The organism is Streptomyces sp. NPDC033136, assembly GCF_055578235.1.
In genome coordinates, this window is record NZ_JBVIPD010000043.1 from 1 (window position 1) to 17,488 (window position 17,488).

A 17,488-nucleotide genomic window follows, 5' to 3' on the forward strand; every position below is an offset into this window, starting at 1 on the left:
CTCCCCCCCGCCATGATCCCCACCTACCTCACCCACCTCACCACCCTCCCCCAACACCCCAACGGCAAGACCAACACCACCCAACTCCCCCCACCCGAAGGCCTAATGGAACGGCGCGAGCGGGTGGCACCACGTACCGCCGACGAGTCCGCCCTCGTCGAGCTGTGGTCCGAGGTTCTCGGGGTGCGGGACATCGGGGTCCAGGACGACTTCTACGACGTGGGCGGGGACTCGCTGCGCGCGGTCCAGGTGTTCCAGCTCCTCTCGGACGCGGGCTCGCCGGTGCCGCTGTCCGTGCTGCTCGGCAACCACACCATCGAGCAACTCGCCGCACGGCTCGGTGAACCCGCCGACGCCGCACCCGCCGACGCCGCACCGGCCAGCGCCGAACACGTCGCCGAACCTGCACCCGAGGCAGCCCTCGCCGGCTGACGCCTCCGACGCACTCCCCGACGTACCACCCGTACCCACACCGCCCGGCAGTCCGGGCGGCCGAATGGAGAGCTCCGTATGGCCACCGCACCCGTGATCACCAGCAAGGCGATCGGCGCAGAAGCAGGCAGGGACACACGCATCGAGGCGGGCACGCCGGCCGGTCCGACGGCGGCAGAGGCCGTCGCCGCCGACCGCGCCATGGCGGCCGGCCTCGCCGGATCTGAGCTCTTCATCGAGGGCTTCACCGTGCTGCGCGCCGCCCACGCCCCGGACCGGTTCCACCCCGAGACCCTGGCCTCCTTCCAGGCCCTGTGGGACGACCTGGTACTCGACCAGAACCTCGGCGGCAGCACGTACCGCTACCGCCGTTACGCCCGGGTGCGGGCCGACATCACCGCATCGGGCATGGAGTTCACGCCGCTGGAGCACTCCGTCTTCCAGCAGTCCGCCGAGCACATACCGATCCACATGGGCCGGGCCCGCCTCTTCGAGCCGGTCGCCCAGAAGCACCTGTCGCATCCGGTGCTGCTGCGCCTGCTCGCCGACGGCCTGCGACTCATCCGCAGCGGCGACGGCCGCAGGCAGTGGGAGATCGGGCTGCACTTCGTGCGTACGGTGGCCGGCGCCACGCCCGGCCTGCCGACGCCCGAGGGCCGCCACCGCGACGGGCACGACTACATCGGCATGCACCTCCTCGGCCGGCGCGGCTGCACCGGAGGCGAGTCGATCGTCTACCGCGACGGGCGTCCGGACACGCGGCTCACGCTGACCGACCCGCTGGACGGGATGGTCGTCGTGGACGCGGCGATCATGCACGAGGTCACGCCGATCACGGCGACCGGCGACGAGGGCGTGCGCGACATGCTGCTCGTGGACTACAACGCGGTCGGCCAGGACACCGGGGAGTCCCGGCCGTGAACACATCCCGCTCCGCCACGGCACCGACCGGGCCGGACCCCGTGCCCCTGCTGGCCGAACTCGTGGGCACGCCCTCCGTGTCGGGCGACGAGGCGACGGCCGCGCGGGCGCTGGTGCGCTGGTTCGGGTCCGCCGGGTTCACCGCGTACGTCGACGAGGCAGGCAACGCGGTCGGCGAGACCGGTGCCGCCGACGGCCCGCTGATCATGCTGCTCGGGCACATCGACACGGTGCCCGGCATCCTGCCCGTCATCCGCGAGGGCGAGGTGCTGCGCGGCCGGGGCACCGTCGACGCCAAGGGTCCGCTGGCCGCGATGGCATGGGCCGCGGCCCGTGCCGCGGCCGCGGGCACCGCCGCCCGGATCGTGGTGGTCGGGGCGGTGGACGAGGAGCGGGAGTCCAAGGGGGCGCGCCATCTGATCGACCGGTACGCGCCCGACGCGCTGGTGATCGGCGAACCGAGCGGTGTGGACGGGGTGGTGCTCGGCTACAAGGGCATCCTGCGGCTGCGCTACGAGGTGGAGCGTCCCGCCGCCCACACCAGCAGCCCCGAGGAGAAGGCCACCGAGGTCGCCACCGGTTTCTGGTCCCAGCTCCAGGACGAGCTGGCCCGGTTCCACCCCGACGCCCCCTTCTTCGAGCAGGCGCTGCCCGCTCTGGTGGGGATGACGGGGGACATCGAGCGGGCCGTGCTCGACATCTCCTGCCGGGTGCCGCAGGGCTTCGACACCGACGGCTTCCTCGCCTGGCTGGGCGAGCGGACCCGCGGCGGCCGCATCACCGTGGTGGAGCGGACCGACGCGGTCCGCTCGCCGCGCACCGACCCGGTGGCGCGGGCGCTGACCGCGGCCATCCGGGGGCGCGGCCGCAAGCCGGTCGCGAAGGTCAAGCTCGGCTCGTCCGACATGAACGTGGTGGCGCCGCACTGGCGCTGCCCGGTCGCGGCGTACGGGCCGGGCGACGCGAGTCTCGACCACACCGACCACGAGCACATCGATCTGCGCGACTACCGGCTCGCCATCGACGTACTGACCGACGCCCTCGGGCTCCTGGCCGACGCGCTCGGCCGGGTCCCGGTGGGCGCCGGCGAGAAAGCGGGTGCATCCCAATGACCGATCCGACCACGCCCGGCCCCTTCGTGGCCGACGCCGACCCGGCCGCGCCGATCGCCGTGCTCCACTCGCGCATCCGCGTCGAGGAGCGCCGCCTGCTCGACGAGTTCGACCGGCGCCGGGTGCGCTACGAACTGCTCGACACCCGCACCGCGGTGTTCCGCCCGGACCGGCCCACGCTGCCCTACCGGGGCGCGCTGAGCCGGGAGATCTCGCACACCCGCAACGTGTACGCGACGCGACTGCTCGAGCACGCCGGTCTGACCGTCGTGAACAGCCACGACATCATCACCACGTGCGGCGACAAGCTGCTCACCACCCTGCGGCTCCTCGACGCGGGCATCCCCACCCCGCGGGTCCTGGTGGGTCTGACCCCGGACGCGGCCCTCGACGCCCTGGACGACTTCGGCTACCCGGTGGTCGCCAAGCCGCTCACCGGTTCCTGGGGCCGACTCGGTGCCCGGCTCAAGGAGCGCGAGACGGCCGAGGCGGTACTCGAACACAAGGCGGCGCTGACCGGCCCGCAGCACCAGATCACCTACGTCCAGGACTACGTGGACAAGCCCGGCCGCGACATCCGTGCCTACGTCTTCGGCCGTGAGGTGGTCGGCGCGATCTACAAGTACTCCGACCACTGGCGCACCAACACCGCGCGCGGTGGCCGCCCCGTCGTCTGCCCGGTCGGCGCCGACCTGGAGAAGCTCCTGGTCGCCACCGCCGAGGCGATGGGCGAGGGCGTGCTCGCCGTGGACCTCCTGGAGGGCCCGGACGGCGAGCTGTTCGTCAACGAGGTCAACCACACGCCCGAGTTCCACGGCGCGATCGACGTCCTGGGCACCGGCATGGTCGGCCGTTACGTCGACTACGTACTGGACCGTCTCGACCGCCCCGGTCATCCGCTCGACCCGACCCCCGCCGTCCGATGACGGCCACGACCCGCAGCGACCTGGAGACCGTCCCCATGACGCCCTTGAACGCGCAGACCGCGACCACGACCGCGAAGGTCAGCGCGATCCGGCTGGACGCGCCCGTGCCCTGCGACGGCCGCCTGCTCGCGGTGCCGGCCGGCCACTACGACTGGATCCGCCTCCTGGTGGCCGGCGACGACCCGGCCGAGCTCGACGAGGAGGTGTGGCTGCACTACCGCGAGGGCGCCGACCCCGAGTGGCTGCGCACCACGGGACCGGCCGACGGCGCCCTGCGCGCCGCACGCGTCCCGGTGCCCCGGCGCTCGGAGCTCGTCGGACTGCGGCTGCCCGACCGGCCCGGACTCACCGTGCACGCCCTCGACGTCGTCGGCGCGAGCCGCGCCGCCGGCCTCCCGAACGGAGCATGACCACCATGACCAAGCTCGCCATGTTCGGCGGCACCCGCACGGTGACCGCCCAGGACGCCGACCCGGCACTGATCGGCTGGCCGGTGGTGACCGACGCGGAGCGCGCCAGCGCCCTGCGGGTCCTCGACAGCGGCCAGTTCACGTCCAACAACACCGACGGCGAGGTCCAGCTCCTGGAACGGGAGTGGGCCCGGTACGTGGGGACGGCGCACTGCGCGGCCGTCTCGAACGGCACCGCCGCCATCGAACTCGCCCTGGCCGCCGCGGGGATCGAGCCGGGTGCCGAGGTACTGGTGCCCGCCTTCACCTTCATCGCCAGCGCCATCGGCCCCGTACAGCGGTCGCTGCGTCCGGTGTTCGTGGACATCGACCCGATCACCTTCTGCATGGACCCGGCCGCGGCCGAAGCCGCGATCACCCCGCGCACCCGGGCCGTCATCGTGGTCCATCTGCACGGTCTGCCCGCCGACATGACCGCCTTCCGGGCGCTTGCCGACCGGCACGGGCTGCTGCTCGTCGAGGACGCGGCGCAGTCGCACGCGGCGACCTACCAGGGCGCGCGCACCGGTTCGCTCGGCGACATCGCGACCTTCAGCCTCAACGTGGTGAAGAACCTGCCGACGTGCGGCGAGGGCGGTCTGGTCACCACCGGCTCGGCCGAGCTGCACCGCCAAGTCGAGCTGCGCCGCCAGTTCGGCGAGCAGCTCCAGGGCGCCAAGGAGCGCGACTACCGCTCGCGCCTCCTCGCGGGCAACGAGAAGCTGAGCGCCGTGCAGGCCTCCTTCGCCCGTGCGCAGCTGGACCGTCTGGACGAGTACCACGCGGCCCGCACCCGCAACGTGACGGCGTTCCTCGACCGGGTCGGCGCGCTGCCCGGGCTGCTGACCCCGCACACCCCGGCCGACCGCACCCATGCCTGGCACATCCTGCGGCTGCGCTTCGACGTGACGGCCATGGGCCACGCGGGGGTCGAACCCGGCGCGATGCGGGCGATGCTGCACCGGGCGCTGCGTGCCGAGGGGGTGCCCGTGCAGCCGTACCAGGTGGTGCCGCTGCCCGGCCAGCCGGCGTTCCGTGAACTCGGGCACCGGGCCGAGGACTTCCCGGTCACCTGCGAGGTCATCGAGGACTCGCTGACGCTGCAGCGCTGGCACCTCAACCCGTCGTCGGGCCCGGTGCTCCAGCGCATCGCGGACGCCTTCGAGAAGGTGTGGGGTCATCTGGACGTGCTCGGCACCGCCGCCGCGGGCCAGACCCACCGCCCCGCGTGGCGCACCGCGCAGAAGGCGGGGGTGTGACATGACGAGCACGCTCCTGCCGCGGCCCGCCGTGCCGACCGCCGAACTCGCCCAGCTGGTCCGGGAGCAGATCCTGGAGATGGGCACGAGCCCCGACGGCACCCACGTCGGCGGCAGCCTGTCGGCGGCGGACATCATGACGCTGCTCTACAACGAAATCCTGCGGCTGCGCCCCGACGAGCCCGACTGGGCCGACCGGGACCGTTTCATCCTGAGCAAGGGGCACGCGAGCGCCGCCCTGTACGCGGTGCTCGCCGCCCGCGGCTTCCTGCCCGCCGCAGAACTCGCCTCGTACGGCGTGACGGGCGGGCGCCTTGCCGGGCATCCGCTGCGTCGGCTGCCGGGCGTCGAGTTCCCTTCGGGCTCGCTCGGGCACGGTCTCTCCCTCGGTGTGGGCAGCGCGCTCGCCGCCCGCCGCCAGGGCCGCCCGAGCCGGGTGTTCGTGCTGATGGGCGACGGCGAGATCCAGGAGGGGTCGGTGTGGGAGGCCGCCATGTCGGCGGCACATCTGCGGCTGGCCAACCTGACCGCGATCGTCGACCGCAACCGGCTCCAGATCACCGGCCACACCGAGGAGCGGATGGGGCTCGAACCCCTCGCCGACAAGTGGCGCGCGTTCGGCTGGCACACCGTCGAGTCCGACGGACACGACCTGGACGCGCTGCGGGGCGCCCTCAGGGCGCCGCCCGCGGCGCACGACCGGCCGACGATGGTGATCGCCGAGACGGTCAAGGGCAAGGGCGTCCCGCTCTTCGAGGACAAGAAGAAATCACATTCGGTGAAGCTCAGCCCGAATCTGCACCGGCGTGCGCTCGCCGGTCTGCGGGCCCGATCGAGGAGGCAGCCGTGACCGTCGTCGACGACGTCGCGCAGACCATGCCCGGCCCGGACGAGACCGCCGAGGCGGACGCCTGGCGGCTCCGGTACGAGGCCGCGAGCCGGGACGTGTACCGCGCGGCCCTGCTCGACCTCGCCAAGTCCGACCCGCGCGTCTTCGTGGTGGACACCGACATGGGCGGGTTCGAGGACGGCTTCGAGGCCGAACTCCCCGGCCAGTACGTGAACGTGGGCATCGCCGAGGCGAACCTGATGGGCGTCTCGGCGGGGCTCGCCGCCGACGGCCTGGTGCCGTTCGCCAACACCATCGCCTCGTTCGCGGCGACGCGCGCCTGCGAACAGGTGAAGGTCGACATCGCGGGCAACAACCTGCCGGTACGGATCGTGGGCACGCACGGCGGATTCTCGGCGGGCCACTACGGCCCGACCCACCACGCCCTGGAGGACGTGGCGATCCTGCGGACCCTGCCGAACCTGACGGTGGTGGTGCCGGCCGACGCCGCCGAGACCGAGTACGCGATCCGCGCGGTCGCCGACACCGACGCCTTCCCCGGCCCGGTCTACATCCGCCTCGGCCGCAAGGCGACGGACCTGGTCCACCCGGGCCCGTACGACTTCCGCATCGGCCGGGCCGATGTCCTGCGCGGCGGCGACGACGTGACCGTGGTCGCGACCGGGCCGCTGCCGGTCTCCGAGGCGCTCGCCGCGGCGGATCTGCTCGCCGCGCGCGGCATCGGCGCACGGGTCCTGAACATGCACACCGTCAAGCCGCTCGACGAGGCGGCGGTGCTCGCGGCGGCGCGCGAGACGGCGGGCCTGGTCACGGTCGAGGACCACGTCCTGGTCGGCGGGCTCGGCGCCGCGGTGAGCGAGCTGACCGCCGAGCGCCACCCGTGCCGGGTGCGCCGGCTCGGGGTGCCGGACGGCTTCCACGACGAGGTGGGCACCGAGCGCGAGTTGCTCGCGCTCGCCGGTGTCACCGCGGAGCGGATCGCCGCGACCGCCGAGGAGGTGGTCCGCCGCGCGCCCTAGTGCCGCGTCAGCCAAGGTTCGCCCCGTCGCGACGCCCGGCACGCCCTCGAGCCGCGCTTCGCACGGCTCGGGCGGGAGGTACCCCCACGACGCCGCTTTTTGACGGGCAGACCATGACTGACGCGGCACTAGGAACCCGCCGGGGTCCCCCGCGGAACGCTGCGGCACAGCGCGAGGACCGGATCGGCGAGCGTGCGGGGCATCAGGAACGGCGCGACCTCGGCGGGACCCCGGCCGAAGGTCAGCAGGTCCCCGTACGACGGACCGGTCTCGATCCGGTCGGCGTGCGCGGCGAGCAACTCCCGCCAGGCGCCCGGCTCCTGGCCGCCCGGCCAGGCGTCGCTGCCGAGGTGGTGGTCGCCGCGGGCCCGCTCCCGGCGCGCGGCGAGGCCGGCGAACTCGTCCGGTCCTGTCACGGTGGTGAGCACGGCACGGACACGGCCGTCGGCGGTGGCGAACCAGTCCAGCAGGGCGGTGCCCGCCGCGAGCATGCCGGTGGGGTGCGGATGGGGGGCGGGCTCGGGCGGTGTGCCGAGCACCCGCTCCATCGTGACCTCGGACAGTGGTTTGTCGGGGTTGGGCAGGTAGCGGACCGTTCGGTAGCCCAACCGCGCGTAGACCGGGGGGTTGCCGCGTTCCACGACCGCGTCGAGGACCACCCGGTCCGCGCCGGCGGCCGCCGCGCCCGCCTCGAGCGCCCGCACCAGGCGCCGGGCGAGCCCGGTGCCGAGCGCTTCGGGGGCCACGCCGAGCCGGCGTACCTCCCAGGCGTCCGCTCCCCTGGGCACCGCCCGGATGCTGCCGAGCAGCTGTCCGCGCGGGTCCCGGGCGATCCACAGGCCGGCGCCCGCCGCGAGGTCGGCGGCCACCGCCTCGGCGGACTCGGTCGCACCGTCCGGCGGGGGCAGGCCGGGCAGCGGGTCGGCGTCGGCGAACGAGGCCCGGGTGACCGCGGCCACCTGGCCGACGACGTCCGGCGTAACGGCCGGACCACCGCCGAATCCCATGAACGCAACGTCTATCGCACTGTCAAGGAGGTTCATATGCCGAACCTAATCGAGACCGCTCCGGCAGGGATGGACACCGACGTGTTCACCCCGGTCGACCTGGACGGCCTCTTCAACGGAAGGGGTGTGTCGACCCCCCGACGCTGGCCCACCACCGGCGGTTTCAACGTATGGGGAAACACCTTCCCGGCCGAAGGACTGCCCGGCGACGAGGGCGAGGCCGTCGTCGAGGGCGTCCCGTTCCGGCTGCCGGGCCGGGGCCCCGACGCGGCGGGCAGCGCCCTCGACAACGTGCGCTGCCGCGGCCAGTCGGTGCCGCTGCCGGCGAGCCGACCGCAGTGGATCCATGTGCTGGCCGCCGCCGAGCGCCGCACCGAGGACGAACTGGTCCTGCACTACGCGGACGGCACGGCCCGCCGCCAGTGGCTGCGCGTCTCGGACTTCTGGCCCGAGACCGACCGGCGGTTCGGTGAACTCCTCGCCTTCCGTACCCGCTACCTGATGTATCCGCGCCATTCCCAGCACGACATGCGGCCGTCCGTCTGGTCCCAGCGGGTGCCGGTCACCGTGCCCGGCACCGTGACGGCCCTGGAACTTCCCGACAACCCGGCCATGCATCTGTTCGCCATGACCCTGGAAACCCGAAGGACGGTAGAAGCATGAGGGTGGAGCTGTCCGACATCGCCCACTGGCGCCACGACCTGGGGCACTGCCTGCACACCACGATGGGCGGGCTGCTGCGCCACCACGGCCTCGACCCGCTCCAGGTGCTCGGCGCGCACTGGGGCTTCTTCCACCGGCCCGGCGACGTCAGGCGCGAGGAGTACTTCTTCCCGCTGCACCGCGACGGCCTCCTCGAAAGCATGGCCCCGCACCACCCGGTGTGGTCGCGCTGGCACTGGCCCGACGACGCCGCGTCGGGCTGGCGTGAGGTGCGGGCCGCGATCCTGGCGGGCGCGCCCGTCGCGGTCGCCGCCGACAACTTCCATCTGCCGTTCCGGCCCGCCTACCGGGACGTGCACACCAACCATCTGCTCACCGCGTACGGCTTCGACGACGAACGCGACCTGGTGCTGATCTGCGACTCGGTGCCGCCGCGCTTCCAAGGGGCCATCCCCATCGGGCAGTTCACCGACGCCCGCGACTCGGCCAATCCCGTCCTGCACGACCGGGACCTGTTCTTCACCGACAACCCGGTCGCCAACCGCTGGCTGGAGGTGGGCGTCGACGGTGAACTCCCGCCGCACGATCGGGACTTCGTACGGCAGGTGCTCGCCGCGAACGAGGCCGGGTTCGGCAGCGGCCACGCGGGCCCCGAGCTGTCCGGGCTCGACGGTCAGCGCCGGTATCTCGACGAGCTCGGCGACCGGCTCGCGGCGCGCGACGCCGCCGTGATCGACGAGACCTTCATCGTCACCGGCGCGGTCCTCGCGATGACCGGCGTGCACGGCGACTACCTCACCGCCACGGCCCACGACTTCGACTCCCCCGCCCTCCTGGAGGCGGCACGCACCGTGGACCGGGTGGCCCACCACTGGAGTGCGCTGCGCATCGGGGTCGCCATGGCCCGCGACGAACCCGCCGTCGCCGAGACCTCGGTCCGCACCCGGGCCAAGCACCTCCTGGCCGACCAGGAACTCGCCCTGGACCGGCTGCGCGCCGCGGCCCGCGCCCTGTGACCCCGCCCCCGGCCGGCCCCGCCCGTACCCCCCGACCGCCCGAGAACCGAAAGGCCCCCATGCCCGAGAGGACGATCCACACCCTGCCCGCCCACCTGCGGCAGGCGTTCACCGAAGAGGTGCACGCCCGGGTCGCGGCCGGCGCGCTCGGCGACACGGTGCTCGCCCGCGCCGAGTGGCAGCTGCCCGCATCGCTCGCGACCGCCCTGCGCGAAGAGCTCGGCACGCCCCGCCCGGCGGACGGCTACCGGGTGGTGCGCGGCCTGTTCGACGGCTTCGCCGAGCCGGGCCCCACGCCCGCCCACTGGTCCGCCACCGACCCCGCCGACTCGGCGGCGCACGACGTGGCGCTCGCCCTCGCCGCACGGCTGCTCGGCAGCGTCTTCGGCTGGCGGGACCAGCAGGACGGCCGGATCGTGCACAACATCCTGCCCAGCCCCGGCTGCGAGGAGATGCAGGTCGGTGCGAGCAGCACGGTGCCGCTGGCCTGGCACACCGAAGACGGCTTCCACCCCGAGCGGGCCGATCTGCTGCTGCTCGCCTGCATACGCAACCCGGACCACGTCGGGACCCGCCTGGCCGGCATCCGTGAGGCCGGCCTCTCCGCACGGACCGTCGAGCAACTGCGCCGCCCGGCCCTGGTCATCGAGCCCGACGACAGTTACGAGGACGAGGACGCCGCCCACCAGACACGGGTCCCCATGGCGACCGTCTGGGACGGCGACGACGGCCTGTGCGTGCGCTACGACCCCTTCTACACCAGCCGGTTGACCGACGACCCGCGGTTCGCCGCCGCGTACGGCGAGCTGGGTGCCGCCTTCGAGGAGTGCGGGTTCATCGTGCCGCTGGAGCCCGGTGATCTGCTCGTCGTGGACAACGACGCGGTGGTACACGGCCGGGTCGCGTTCAGGCCCCGCTACGACGGCACCGACCGCTGGCTCAAGCGCGTCCTGGTGCGGGCCCCGCGGGTGCGCCCGGCCGAGGAACTCCTGGAACACGGCTACCAGCAGGAGCAGGTGCCCGCGGAGCGCCAGCTGCTGTCGATGGACGCATGAGCCGTGGGAGCCGCGACGGACTTTGTCAGGTACGGCGGTCATTCGCCGTGTCAGTGACAAAGACCGGTCACGTGATTGGTCCCCGGGGGACGCACCTGCCTACCGTCGGCGCAATGGCTCTGCACCCCCATCGAACCCACGGAACGAGAAGCCCATGGGCAGCACATCGTCCCGGCCCCGGACCGTTGCCGAGAAGACGAGGATGACGACCGACCCGCTCAGGCAACTGCGCGCGGAGGGCCTGTCCTTGTGGCTCGACGGCGTCGACGGCCAGCAGCTCGAGGACGGCGTCCTCGACCACGCGGTCGACGTCCACGGGGTCACCGGTTTGACCTGCGCCCCGGCAGACGGCCCCGGCGTGATCAGCTCCCGGCAGGACCGGCGGACCGTCGGCGAGTCGGCCGCGTTCGGCGCGGCTCCCGCCGAGGCCGCGCGCACGGTGACCGCGCGCGTGGCCCGTGCCGGGTGCGAGGCGCTCCTGCCGGTGTGGTCGGCGAGCCGTGGCACCGAGGGCCTGGCCTGCATGCCCGTGGGCCACACCCTCGACGCGCGGGCCGCGCTCGCCGAGGCGCGCTGGCTGCACTGGACGGTTGACCGGCCCAATCTGCTGGCCGGGCTGCCCGCGGACCCGGTGGGCGTGAGCACGATGGGCGACTGCCTCGCCGAGGGCATCGGTGCGGCGGTGGGGCCGGTGTTCGGCACGGAGCAGTACCACGAGGTCGTCGAGGCCTGGCTGCACGGCCTGGAACGGGCCCGGGCCGCCGGTCTGTCCCTGGCCGCGATCCCGGCCACCGTGCACGTCCCGGTCGGCGCGATCGAGGAGGCGGCGCGGCCCTTGCTCGCCACGCACTCCGGGCTCGCCGCGCAGGGCCTCGGCCACCGCGTGGGCATCGCGGTGGCCCGGCTCGTGTTCAGCGCCTACGAACAGGTCCTGGACACTCCGCGCTGGCACGACCTGGTCCGTGCGGGCGCCCGCCCGCACCGGTTGGTGTGGGCGGTGGACACGGGCCGGGCCGCACGGCTCGCGGGCGGCCTGATCGCCGAGGGCACGGCGCAGTCACTGACCGCTCAGGGGCTTCGGCTGCTGTCCGGGGTGGTGGTCCCCATGGAGGGCGACACCCTGTCGGGCCGGGCCGCCGCCGCCCGCACCGACCTGGAGCTGCTGACGGACCTGGGCGTCGAATGGCCGCGCGTGGCAGCGGAGTTGGGGCGTGAGGCCCCGCACCACCGGCATGAGGCCTGGCACGCCTGGGTGCACGAGGTGGCACGGACGATGGAACAGGCGGGCCGCCCCGGCTGAGTGGTGCCGGGGCGGCGGGTGGGTACGGGCGGGGATCCAGCCGACGTACGGGCGGAGATCAGCCCCCGACCGGGGTCAGCGTGCCGGCCCGGCCCGGGAAGCCGGCGTCGGTGAGACCGAGCAGCGGGGCCGACTTCACCGCGGTCTCCTCGAACTCGTCCGCCGGGTCGGACAGCGCGACGATGGCGCCGCCGATCCCGTACGCGGCCCGCCCCGGCGTCAGCACCAGTGTCCGGATCACCACGCTCAGGTCGGCCGCCCCGGACAGCGAGAAGTAGCCGACGGCGCCTGAGTACACGCCGCGCGGGCCCGCTTCGAGGCGGTCTATGAGCTGCATGGTGCGCAGCTTCGGCGCCCCCGTCATCGAGCCGCCGGGGAACGAGGAACGCACGCAGTCGACGGCCGTGAGTCCGGGCCTGAGCCGCGCCCGCACCGTGCTGACCAGCTGGTGCACGCTGGCGTACGTCTCCACGCGGAAGATGTCGTCGGCCTCCACGCTCCCGGTCTCGGCGCACCGGCCAAGGTCGTTGCGGACCAGGTCGACGATCATCAGGTTCTCCGAGCGGTCCTTCTCGCAGGCCGCGAGTTCCCGGCTGATCCGCGCGTCCTCGACGGGGTCCGCGCCGCGCGGCCGGGTGCCCTTGATGGGCCGGGACTCGGCGTGTCCGTCGGCGTCGATCCGCAGGAACCGTTCGGGCGACGTGCTGAGGACCGAGACGTCGCCGAAACCGAGCAGCGCACCGAACGGCGCGGGGTGCGAGCGCCGCATCGCCCGGTAGGTCTCCCACGGATCGGGAGAACCGTCCGCCTCGGCCATGTTCGTGAGGCATACCTCGTACGTCTCACCGGCGGCGATCTCGCCCTGGCACTCCTCGACGAGGGCGAGGTAGCGGTCCCGGTCGTGGCGCAGACGCAGTCCGGTGAGCGGCTCCTGCGGTGCCGGGGCCGCAAGCGCGCGGCCCGCCAGGGCGCGCAGCCGTTCGGTGGTGTGGCGCAGCCAGGCGCGGGCCGCCCGTTCGTCGCCGTCCTCGGCGAGCGCGAGGAGGTAGGTCGTACCGGTGTGGTGGTCGAGCACCACGGCCCGGTCGGCGAACACCATCACGGCGTCGGGCTGCTCGGCGCGGTGCGCCGCCTCGCCGCCGCACTGCGCCTTCAGTTCGTAGCCGAGGTAGCCGACCCAGCCCAGCGCGAACGCGAAGGGCAGCTCGGGCAGTCGTACGTCGGTGGCGCGGAGGTCGCGGTCGATCCAGTCGAGGAAGTGCTCGGCCACGAGCTGCTCGGCCGGGCCGCCGGCCCCGGAGACGGTGACCGTGCCGCTGGCGACGTCGGCGGTCGCGATCCGGGCCAGCGGTCCCGCGGCGTCGCCGAGGAAGGAGAACCGTCCCGCGCTGTCGGAGCGGCTGCTGTCCAGCCAGAACGAGTGCTCCGACGCACGGAAGAGGGAGTCGAAGACCACCTCGTCGTCCCAGCGCGTGGTGAGGAAGTCGGTGAGCACCCGCAGCCGGCGGCGGGGGGCCGTGTCGGCGGCGGTCCCGGCAGCCGGGACGACGGCCCGGGCGGGCCGGCCGGCCGGACGGCGCCGCCCGTCCCCGGAGCGGGCATGATGCTCGGTGACCAGCCGGCGGAAGCCGCGCAGCAGCTCGTGCCCGTACGCGCTGCGGATCGACTCGGGGTGGAACTGCACGCCCCAGCGCGGCAGTTCGCGATGTGCGATGCCCATCACCGTTCCGTCGTCGCTCCACGCGGTGGCCACCAGCTCGTCCGGCAGATCGGTGACGGCCAGCGAGTGGTAACGCACCACCTCGAACGGAGAGGGCAGCCCCGCGAAGAGGCCCGTCCCGTCGTGCCGGACCAGCGAGGTCCGGCCGTGCCGGGGCTCTGCCGCACGCACCACCCGCCCGCCGTGTGCGCGGGCCAGTCCCTGGTGCCCCAGGCAGATGCCGAGGACTGGCAGGTCACCGTGGTCCAGGATGTCCTGGCAGAGCCCGAAGTCCGCCCGCCGTTCGGGGGTTCCGGGGCCCGGCGAGAGCACCACCGCGTCGAAGCCGCCGAGCAGTTCGGGGCTCCATCGCGCCTCGTCGTTGCGCAGCACGGCCGGTTCGACGCCGGTCACCTCCGCGATCTGGTGGAAGAGGTTGTAGGTGAACGAGTCGTAGTTGTCGACCAGAAGCGTGCGCACGGGGACCTCGCTTGGGGGGCGTCGGGTGGTCGGATGCGGTCGGCAGGGCGCGGACCGGCGGGCCACTCAGAGCGCGGCCGGGACGATCTCCAGGAGCAGGTGCTCGACCTGGAGCTCACCCTCCGGCACGAACTGCGAGCGCAGCGTGCGCAGTTCGCGTCCCTCCTGGGCGGCCAGGGAGTACAGCTCGTCGAGGTCACCGCGCGAGCTGAAGTGCAGCAACGCCGAGCCGCCGGGCGTGAGCCGCTCCCCGACGCCCGCGAGGAAGCGCCGGTGGGCGGCGTAGCCGGGGTCGACGTAGGCCGCGTCGTGCGCACTGCCGTAGGTGTGACCGGCCGGCGCGAGGACGTAGTTGGAGCTCCAGAAGACCAGGTCGAAGCGCTCGGCGGGGTCGAGTCCCTCGAACATGTCGCTGTACACGGCCTCGACCCGGTCGGCCACACCGTGTCGGTCGGCGTTGAGCCTGGCGTTCTCCACGGCCCGCGGGTTGATGTCCGACGCGACCACGCGCTCGCAGCCGGCCAGCGCGCCGGTCACCGCGATCATCCCGGTGCCGCAGCCGATCTCCAGGAGGGAGCCGCCGCGGGGCGCGAGCACTTCCTCGGTCCAGCCGAGGAAGTCGAGTCCGATCCGGGTGGAGGGCGAGTAGATGGGGGCGAAGACGTCGTCGAGCAGGTCCCAGGTGCGTCCGCGCAGGTCGAAGGTGTGGGGGCGGTCGGCACGGGTGCGGGACATGGCGCTGCGTGCCAACGATCGCTCGTAGTCGCGTACTTCGTGGCCCGCGTTGAGCGATTCGGTGACCGTCCGGCTCTGCTGCATGACTGGTGTTCCCCCCTGGTTGGTGGCACCTCTGCGGTGGTTCCCGCCGTCCTCGTGGGAGCGACCGGATGCCGAGAAGTCTCTTTCCGGGGCGGCCCGGCACGGAAGGTGACCGGTCAACACACCACAGTGGTCCTGGCGGTGCCGTGGCCACCGCTCGGGCCCCAAAGTCGACCAAGCGATGACAAAAGAAACCGGGAATCCGGAGGGGATAGATCCGTTAATGCATACGTAGCGTTAACAATTGACCATGGACAGGCACATCGCTTAAATTCCGAGCAGTCTCATCCCGTGAGCCGCCTTTGACCCGGAGGACGAGCCTTGCCCCTGGACTCAGTCCCCACCCAGGCCGCAGCCCTGACCGTGCTCGAACTCCTGGCCAAGGAAGCACCTGCGTCCGCGTACGACGAACTCGCCGCATCGGCCCGTCGGCTCGGCGCGTCGGAAGCGGAACTGGAGGAGCTGCGCGCCGCGTTGGAACTGGGCCTCACCGTGCGGACCCAGTTGGGCCGGCGCCAGCAGCGCGAGGCGGGACTCTCCGCACTGGTCGACACCGCGCGCGACCTGACCCTCCCGTACGACCTCGACACCCTGCTCAAGGTGATCACCCGGCGCGCCCGGCTGCTGCTCAACCTCGACATGGCCTACATCAGCTTCCACGACGACGAGGCGGGCGACAGTTACGTACGCACGGCCGACGGGCACGCCACCGCGCTGACGGTCGGCTTCCGGGTGCCTCGCGAAGGCGGACTCGGCAACGCCGCGCGGCAGAACACCGCACCGTTCTGGACCCATGACTACATGGCCGACGACCGCATCACCCATCATCCGGTGATCGACGAGGTGGTCCGTGCGGAAGGGCTGCACGCCATCCTCGCCGTGCCCTTGCGGCACCGCGAGACCTCCTTCGGCGTGCTGTACTCCGCCGACCGCGACGTACGCCATTTCACTCCGGGCGAGATAGCCCTGATGTCCTCGCTCGGCGACCTCGCCACCATCGCCATCGAGAAGGCCCGGGTACTCAACCAGGCCCAGCTGGACATCGCGGACCTGGAGCAGTACGGCGCCCGGGCCAAGTCCGAACTGGCCGCGGCCCACCGCGTCAACGACATCCACCGCCGCATGATCGACCTGCTGCTCGAAGGCTCCGGCCTCGGCGCACTGGCCGAGCTCGCCGCGGAGTCGCTCGGCGGCACGGTCGCCGTCCTCGACCTCGGCAGCCGCACCCTCGCCGCCACCGGCGACCTGCCCGCGGAGGACCTCGCCGGGGTGGCGGGTGCCACCCTGGAGGCCCAGGTGGCCCAGGAACCCATCCAGCTCACCGACACCGGCTGGCTCGCCCCGGTGACGGCCGGCACCGAACGCCTCGGCTCGCTGCTCCTGCACGCCACCAGCGCGCTCTCCCCCACCGAGCTGGCACTGCTCCAGCTCACCGCGGGAACGACGGGCGTACTGATCCTGATGCAGCGCAACACTGCGGTGGCCGAGAGCCAGGTGCGCGACGAGTTCTTCGACGCGCTGCTCAACCCCGCGCAGCGCCCCCTGCCCCAACTGCGCGACCAGGCCCGCGGGCTGGGCCTCGACCTGGAGCGCGCGTACGCCGCCGTGGTCATCCGGCCGGAGGGCGGCTCGCAGGGCCGCGCCGTGGTCTGGGCCTCGTCGTACGCCCTGCGCTTCGGCGGCCTGTCGCGGGTGCGCGCCGGCTGCATCGTGCTGCTGCTGCCCTCCGAGGACCCCAGCGCCACCGCCCGTCAGATCTCCCGCGAACTCACGCCCCTGCTCGGCCATCCCGTGACGTTGGGCGCCGCGGGCCCGTCCACCCGTATCGAGGACATCGAGCCGACGTACGCGGAGGCGGTCCGCTGCCTCAACGCCCTGAGCGCGCTCGGCGGTAGCGGATCGACCGCTTCCGCCCGCGAGTTGGGCTTCCTGGGCCTGCTGCTCGGTGACCGGCACCGCGTGGGCGACTACATCAGCGAGGCCATCGGCCCGGTCATCGACTACGACGCCCATCGTTTCACCAACCTCGTGCAGACCTTGGAGGCGTACTTCCGGTCAGGCAGCAGTCCCACGTACGCCGCCGAATCCCTGCACGTCCACCCGAACACCGTCTCGCGCCGCCTGGAACGCATCACCGCCCTCCTCGGCGAGGACTGGCAGGAACCTGCCCGCGCCCTGGAGGTCCAACTGGCCCTTCGCTTGTACCGCACCCGTGAGACGCTCGACCCGGAGGCGGACGAGGAGCAGTGAGGGGCGCTCCCGGCAGGCCCCACCAGGCCGAGCAGTCCCCCCTGGGGCGTGTTTCGAAAGTGCCGGTCCCAGCCACTCGCTGATGGCTGCGACCCGGCACGGTCGCTTCGTAGCGGACGGCGGGTTTGTCGTATCTCGTGGGTGCGCCACGAGGCGCCATGGAATCGAGTGAGGTGAGAGACCTTCACCGCCGGGTTGTCGCAGCAACCTGGTTGAAGCTGGGGGCAGTTC

Annotated in this window: 16 protein-coding genes; 13 read left to right on the plus strand and 3 right to left on the minus strand. The window is 73.0% G+C overall.

Translation table 11 applies throughout. From position 1 onward, the window contains the following. The 8 genes from ACZ5TL_RS38840 to ACZ5TL_RS38875 form a co-directional block, all read left to right on the plus strand. The coding region (locus ACZ5TL_RS38840) for a phosphopantetheine-binding protein (RefSeq protein ID WP_468595490.1) at nucleotides 1-432 on the plus strand (432 nt) is incomplete at its 5' end. A 78-nt stretch (nucleotides 433-510) separates the two neighbouring features. After that, a complete protein-coding gene (locus tag ACZ5TL_RS38845) occupies nucleotides 511-1,353 on the plus strand; it encodes a 2OG-Fe dioxygenase family protein (RefSeq protein ID WP_468595491.1) in 843 nt (280 codons plus the stop codon). After that, nucleotides 1,350-2,465, plus strand: coding sequence for a M20/M25/M40 family metallo-hydrolase (locus tag ACZ5TL_RS38850; protein ID WP_468595492.1), 1,116 nt, complete (start codon nucleotides 1,350-1,352; stop codon nucleotides 2,463-2,465). Before ACZ5TL_RS38845 ends, ACZ5TL_RS38850 begins: the two co-directional genes overlap by 4 nt. After that, the gene (lysX, locus tag ACZ5TL_RS38855) at nucleotides 2,462-3,391 is read left to right on the plus strand and encodes a lysine biosynthesis protein LysX (protein WP_468595493.1); all 930 of its coding nucleotides are present in this window, start codon (nucleotides 2,462-2,464) and stop codon (nucleotides 3,389-3,391) included. Before ACZ5TL_RS38850 ends, lysX begins: the two co-directional genes overlap by 4 nt. Further along, nucleotides 3,388-3,801 carry a hypothetical protein gene (locus ACZ5TL_RS38860; RefSeq protein WP_468595494.1) on the plus strand — a complete coding sequence of 138 codons (414 nt, stop codon included), beginning with the start codon at nucleotides 3,388-3,390 and terminating at the stop codon, nucleotides 3,799-3,801. Before lysX ends, ACZ5TL_RS38860 begins: the two co-directional genes overlap by 4 nt. Further along, nucleotides 3,798-5,099 (plus strand): DegT/DnrJ/EryC1/StrS family aminotransferase, encoded by a 1,302-nt coding sequence (locus tag ACZ5TL_RS38865; protein WP_468595495.1) that lies wholly within the window; start codon nucleotides 3,798-3,800, stop codon nucleotides 5,097-5,099. Before ACZ5TL_RS38860 ends, ACZ5TL_RS38865 begins: the two co-directional genes overlap by 4 nt. 1 nt (nucleotide 5,100) lies before the next feature. Continuing rightward, a complete protein-coding gene (locus tag ACZ5TL_RS38870; RefSeq protein WP_468595496.1) occupies nucleotides 5,101-5,949 on the plus strand; it encodes a transketolase in 849 nt (282 codons plus the stop codon). Next, complete coding sequence (locus ACZ5TL_RS38875) at nucleotides 5,946-6,968, plus strand: transketolase family protein (RefSeq protein ID WP_468595497.1); 1,023 nt, start codon at nucleotides 5,946-5,948, stop codon at nucleotides 6,966-6,968. Before ACZ5TL_RS38870 ends, ACZ5TL_RS38875 begins: the two co-directional genes overlap by 4 nt. Nucleotides 6,969-7,096: 128 nt before the next feature. Here ACZ5TL_RS38875 and ACZ5TL_RS38880 read toward each other — a convergent pair whose 3' ends face one another. Next, on the minus strand, nucleotides 7,097-7,975 hold the full coding sequence (locus tag ACZ5TL_RS38880) for a GNAT family N-acetyltransferase (protein WP_468595498.1): 879 nt from the start codon (nucleotides 7,973-7,975) through the stop codon (nucleotides 7,097-7,099). Nucleotides 7,976-8,011: 36 nt separating this feature from the next. On the opposite strand from ACZ5TL_RS38880, the gene ACZ5TL_RS38885 reads away from it, so the two are divergent. From ACZ5TL_RS38885 to ACZ5TL_RS38900, 4 genes are all read left to right on the plus strand, one after another. Continuing rightward, nucleotides 8,012-8,638 (plus strand): hypothetical protein, encoded by a 627-nt coding sequence (locus tag ACZ5TL_RS38885; protein WP_468595499.1) that lies wholly within the window; start codon nucleotides 8,012-8,014, stop codon nucleotides 8,636-8,638. Next, nucleotides 8,635-9,654 carry a BtrH N-terminal domain-containing protein gene (locus ACZ5TL_RS38890; protein WP_468595500.1) on the plus strand — a complete coding sequence of 340 codons (1,020 nt, stop codon included), beginning with the start codon at nucleotides 8,635-8,637 and terminating at the stop codon, nucleotides 9,652-9,654. The genes ACZ5TL_RS38885 and ACZ5TL_RS38890 overlap by 4 nt, the downstream gene beginning before the upstream one ends. Nucleotides 9,655-9,713: 59 nt before the next feature. Next, nucleotides 9,714-10,709, plus strand: a complete 996-nt coding sequence (locus ACZ5TL_RS38895) for a TauD/TfdA family dioxygenase (RefSeq protein WP_468595501.1) — start codon at nucleotides 9,714-9,716, stop codon at nucleotides 10,707-10,709. 202 nt (nucleotides 10,710-10,911) lie between these two features. Next, nucleotides 10,912-12,009 carry a beta/alpha barrel domain-containing protein gene (locus ACZ5TL_RS38900; RefSeq protein ID WP_468595502.1) on the plus strand — a complete coding sequence of 366 codons (1,098 nt, stop codon included), beginning with the start codon at nucleotides 10,912-10,914 and terminating at the stop codon, nucleotides 12,007-12,009. A 58-nt stretch (nucleotides 12,010-12,067) separates the two neighbouring features. Here the strand turns inward: ACZ5TL_RS38900 and pabB are convergent, their stop codons facing one another. Beyond that, nucleotides 12,068-14,188, minus strand: a complete 2,121-nt coding sequence (pabB, locus tag ACZ5TL_RS38905) for an aminodeoxychorismate synthase component I (protein ID WP_468595503.1) — start codon at nucleotides 14,186-14,188, stop codon at nucleotides 12,068-12,070. Between the two features lie 66 nt (nucleotides 14,189-14,254). After that, nucleotides 14,255-15,007, minus strand: coding sequence for a methyltransferase domain-containing protein (locus ACZ5TL_RS38910; protein WP_468595504.1), 753 nt, complete (start codon nucleotides 15,005-15,007; stop codon nucleotides 14,255-14,257). Between the two features lie 321 nt (nucleotides 15,008-15,328). Between ACZ5TL_RS38910 and ACZ5TL_RS38915 the strand changes: the two genes are divergently transcribed. Further along, complete coding sequence (locus ACZ5TL_RS38915; protein WP_468595505.1) at nucleotides 15,329-17,257, plus strand: helix-turn-helix domain-containing protein; 1,929 nt, start codon at nucleotides 15,329-15,331, stop codon at nucleotides 17,255-17,257. Nucleotides 17,258-17,488 lie beyond the last annotated feature (231 nt).